The 4,513-nt window shown below is 59.8% G+C and carries 4 protein-coding genes and 1 pseudogene; 2 read left to right on the top strand and 3 right to left on the bottom strand.

Translation table 11 applies throughout. From position 1 onward, the window contains the following. Positions 1-130: 130 nt before the first annotated feature. Positions 131-1,186 carry an AraC family transcriptional regulator gene (locus tag CO676_RS33910; protein ID WP_097524268.1) on the bottom strand — a complete coding sequence of 352 codons (1,056 nt, stop codon included), beginning with the start codon at positions 1,184-1,186 and terminating at the stop codon, positions 131-133. A gap of 243 nt (positions 1,187-1,429) precedes the next feature. Between CO676_RS33910 and CO676_RS33905 the strand changes: the two genes are divergently transcribed. Then, on the top strand, positions 1,430-2,032 hold the full coding sequence (locus tag CO676_RS33905) for a tyrosine-type recombinase/integrase (protein WP_097524267.1): 603 nt from the start codon (positions 1,430-1,432) through the stop codon (positions 2,030-2,032). Positions 2,033-2,190: 158 nt separating this feature from the next. Here CO676_RS33905 and CO676_RS33900 read toward each other — a convergent pair whose 3' ends face one another. Next, a complete protein-coding gene (locus tag CO676_RS33900) occupies positions 2,191-2,970 on the bottom strand; it encodes a class I SAM-dependent methyltransferase (RefSeq protein ID WP_097524266.1) in 780 nt (259 codons plus the stop codon). 87 nt (positions 2,971-3,057) lie between these two features. On the opposite strand from CO676_RS33900, the gene CO676_RS33895 reads away from it, so the two are divergent. Continuing rightward, positions 3,058-3,513: an Rrf2 family transcriptional regulator gene (locus CO676_RS33895; protein WP_097524269.1), complete on the top strand. Its 456-nt coding sequence runs from the start codon at positions 3,058-3,060 to the stop codon at positions 3,511-3,513. Positions 3,514-3,992: 479 nt separating this feature from the next. On the opposite strand, the pseudogene CO676_RS33890 reads toward CO676_RS33895, so the two are convergent. Next, positions 3,993-4,412 (bottom strand): annotated as a pseudogene (locus CO676_RS33890) (CoA transferase); the annotation flags it as partial. Positions 4,413-4,513 lie beyond the last annotated feature (101 nt).

Here is a 4,513-nt window from a genome sequence, read left to right as displayed (position 1 = left end):
ATCGCTAATTGGCCGACTTTTCGGCGAGCCCCGAGTTTGGACTTTTTCAACACTATCCACCCAAAACGACTTTCCAGCCACGGTTCATGAACGACCGCTATGCGCCTCCAACCCGGTCATTGGTCTCTGCTTACCGCTGCCTAAGGGCAGTCATTGCTGACAGAGACTTGACCCGACGCCAGTGGCCGGGCGTGATGTTTTCCCACTCGCGGAAAGCGCGATAGAACGAGTTGGCGTCCTGGTATCCGAGCAGGTAGGCTACCTCTTCCACGCCAATCGTGAGATCGGAGAGAAGCTGGCGGCCGAGTTCCTGTCTGGCTTCGGTTAGGAGAGCACGGAAAGTCTGGCCTTCCGCCGCAATCCGCCGCTGCAAGGTGCGTTCGCTCAGGCCCAGATCGCGCGCCACGGCAGCGACGTCATGACGACCACTGGCCATTGTGCGCTTCAAGGTGCTCTTTACCTGCTCACCGATTGTGGCCAGTGCCTCGATCTCGCGCACGGCGTCTGCCAGCCCGGGGGTCAGCATCTGAATCAGTTCGGGGTTGTGTCCGGGGAATGGCAGGTCGAGGTCCGGTGCATTCAGCACCATGCGATCACGCTCTGTCCCGAAATGGATCGGGCAATCGAAGAAGATGGCGTGCCTGTCCGTTCCCGGCTTTGGTCGCCGCAGCTCCAGCGAGATTGGCCGCAGGTGACAGCCAGTACCGCGTCGCCCGAGTTCCAGCACAAGGGCAAAGCTTGCGTCAACCGACAGGGGCGGCTCCGGTTCGGTGCCGGCGGGCCACTCGATCGTCACCGACACCTTGCCGTCGCGCTCTTCGAAACAAAGACGGTCAGGGCTGCAGAGACGATTGAAGCGGTCCAGCCGCGCTATAGAGTCCCGAAAGTCGGCGGCGTAGGACGCCACCAGAATTGCGAGCTTGTGATTGGCGGTGCTGGTCTCGCTCACCATCCTTATGCTGAAGGCGGGGTCTGCAGACAGCGTCTCTATGGCGTTCCAGATGGCGAAAAGTTGTGTGGTGCTGATGACGGCGGAATTGTCGAGATGCAGCGTCGCAGGAAGCCTGGCCTGCCGCAGCACCGCCGAAGGCCGCAGTCCCAGTTGTTCAAGTGACTGCCAGAACGGCCTCGGCAATCTGCATCGGTCGGAACGCACCTTAGTTATCTCTTCACTCCATTTGGACATTGCAGGCGGTCGAGGCCTGGTGCACGGAGTACAGGTGGAGGCGCCGGTACATACGACGTGGCTGCACACGCGAGCGGCGGCCCGGAGTCATATCGTCAGCCTTTCCCATGTGCATGTCCGCTTTCCCACAAGTTTGCCTGACAGCGGACTGTCAACTTCCGGCCCCCCCTCACTGTTCTCTCGAGTTCTTCTCGCGGCCAATGTTGGTCAAAGGAGAACAAAAATGGGTGTTGCACAAACGCACTGGGACGACCGGCTTGGAACGCGGGCCGAAAGGTCGGCGTCAAGAGGCCCTTAAAGCAGCGCCAGATTTGGGCGATCCGCTTCTTCCTCGATCGGGAAAGACGCATGAGAGATCGCGCGCTGTTTGATCTCGCAATCGACAGTAAGCTCCGAGGCTGCGATCTTGTTAAGATAAAAATTGGAACCCTCGTCACAGGGCAAGAAATTCGAAGCCGCGCCATGGTCGTCCAGCAAAAGACCGGTCGTCCCGTACAGTTCCAGATCACGGCCGAAGTCAGGGCAAGCCTGCTTGCATGGCTTGAACGGAGAGGCGGAACAATTGACGACTACGCCTTTCCCGGTCGAGTTGATCATGCCGATCATCTCAGCACTCGCCAGTATGCCCGATTGGTCGATGAGTGGGTGACTGCAATTGGGCTAAGACGCGAAGACTACGGCACACACTCGCTTCGACGCACGAAGGCCGCGATGATCTACAAAGCGACGGGCAATCTTCGTGCAATCCAGATCCTGCTCGGACATACCAAGATCGAGAACACAGTCAGGTACCTTGGTGTGGACATCGAGGATGCGCTGGAACTAGCGGAGCATACAGAGATTTGACCGAGTGCGGCCCCGCACCCCGCGGGGCCGCACCTATTGGGGAGAATGTTTCCGTTTTAGCAGTTCGATCGAGCGGCTATGCGCCCGCAAATACGTTATTCAGGACGACTTGCCACCATCTTGAAAGCAGTCATCCGTTCAGCCGCCGCCGCACGATTTCAGCGGCGCGCGACACCGATCAGTGCGGTAGATGGTATCGGCAGAACCGCTCGATCGGCAGCAATTCTGCGTACCTCGGCGACGACTGCCGCTTTCTCCTGATCGGAAAGGCTAGTCCAATCCGGAGACATGCCAAACAATGTGTCGGGCTCATTGAGTGTCGCGACCTCAAGTTCATATTCATATATGACTTGATCGATCTGCGGATCCCGATAGCCTGCATCGATCAGTTCCTGCGCGAAATCCTTCGGATCGTTTAGCGCTTGGACGGCTTCCGGCATCGCCATGCTCTGAAGGTCAGGAAACAGCGTCTGGCGGATCTGGCCCAGCAGCAGAAACGTCGCCGCGCCACGACTCTGCCAGGTTGCGACCACACCATATCCACCCGGACGAGTCACTCGCGCCATCTCGGCGAGGCCCTTGCGCCAGTCGGGGAACATGATCACGCCGAATATCGAGAAGACTGCGTCGAAACCCGCGTCAGGAAGGTCGAGCTTCTGCCCATCCATGACGCGCGCCTCCACATTGGGCAGTCGGGCAGCCGCGATGCGGGTGACCATGCCGGGCGAGAAGTCGGTCGCGAGCACCTGAGCGCCCGTGCGCGCCGCAGCCAGTGCCAATGCGCCAGTGCCGGCCGCGACATCCAGGACTCGAGCCTCCGAGGTCAGCGCCACGCGTGCCAACGCCGCTTCGGCATAGCGCGCAGTGAAGGGGTGCGCGGTCTTCTCGTAGTGCCGAGCGGCAGTATCCCAATGATCGGGGTTCTCAAATTCACGCATGTCACGCCTCTACGAATCATGTAACATTTAATGTAACGTGAATTGCCGATGCTGCCAATCCACCTCCACCATGCAAAGGATGAAACCGTGCGCAACGACAGCCGTCTTTCCCGCATGCTCCATGTGTTGCTCCACATGGCACGCCACGATGGACCTATGACGTCCGAGGTGGTCGCGCGCATGCTTGGGACCAACCCGGTAGTCGTACGCCGTACGATGGCAGGCCTGCGTAAAGCGGGTTATGTGCGATCGGAGAAAGGGCACGGCGGCGGTTGGTCGATCGCCATGGACCTGACGAAAGTGTCGCTGCTCGATGTTCATCGGGCAGTGGGAGGTCCGCGCATCTTCGCCATCGGTAACGAGCATCCCAACCCCGACTGCGCCGTCGAGAAGGTCGTCAACGAGGCGGTCGAAGGCGCCATGCGTGAGGCTGAGGCATTGTTGATCGGCCGTCTCGGGGAGGTCAGCCTGGCGGAACTCGCCAAACGCTTCGACATGCGTTGTACTGGGGCGATTGAGGCGCGGGCGCCGAAGCAAACCTAAGCATACTAGCAGGCGGGATACATTTTAGGCGTGTCCGCAATGCGCCCCCATATCGGCCATCGACGCCGCGTGGGGTCTTCCCGAAAGCAGACGTCGGCCAAGCTACGCTTCGACGGCATCAATGCACCACTTCCAGACCTTACCTCGGAAGCTGCGGATCGACGCGTTTCGACCCTTTGCAGTCATCCGCCGATCGCACGTGGAATTTCCGCTGATTGGCGCAAACCCGACCACCCCGACGCATCGGCGTCAGGTATTATCGCGATCGGGGCGGCGACTGCTGCAACTTGCTCCGGCTTCACTTGGATCCTAACATCCGTTTCGCCGCATTTTCATAAGCACTCCTCCTGCTCAGCGGCTCTGAACGGGAACTTCGCCGCGATAGTCGTAAAAGCCCTTGCCGGCCTTCCGTCCAACCCAGCCGACTTCGACGCCGGACCATTCGAAACACCATCGAGACCAAGCATATCGCAAAGAGACGCGAAATGTCGGTCATTGCCGCAGGTGATGATCAGATGGCCGTCGGAATCCGGAAACACCTGATAGGGCACGATATCAGGATGCGCATTGCCCATTCGGCGGGGCACCCCGCCGCGCGCAAGATCGTTCATCGCCTGATTGGCAAGTACCGCAGCGCCGACGTCCAACAACGCCAGGTCGACGTGCTGGCCGAGGCCGGAAGGCTCCCGCTCGGCAAGTGCAGTTTGGATACCGATGACCCCATACCCGGTAAAGACGTCGATCCAGGTGACGCCCACTTTCTCCGGTTCACCGTCAGGCTCGGCGGTCAGGTCCATGATCCCGCACATGCCCTGGACCAGGAATCGTAGCCCGGCTGTTGCGCTCGCGGGCCCGTCTGACCGAAACCTGTTTCGGAAGCGTAAGACGCGCGGATTGATTTCGGCGACGCTTTCATAGTCGAGGCCGAATTACTTCAACCGTAAGCGCTATTTTCCCCGCGCGTTGACGCCTGCGCTTTCGACGGAGGGCCTTTCGAATT

This window comes from Sinorhizobium sp. BJ1 (assembly GCF_002531555.1).
Classification (GTDB): domain Bacteria; phylum Pseudomonadota; class Alphaproteobacteria; order Rhizobiales; family Rhizobiaceae; genus Sinorhizobium; species Sinorhizobium fredii_B.
The sequence above is the reverse complement of the archived record's forward strand: the minus strand, read 5'-3'. Positions and strand labels throughout refer to the sequence as shown.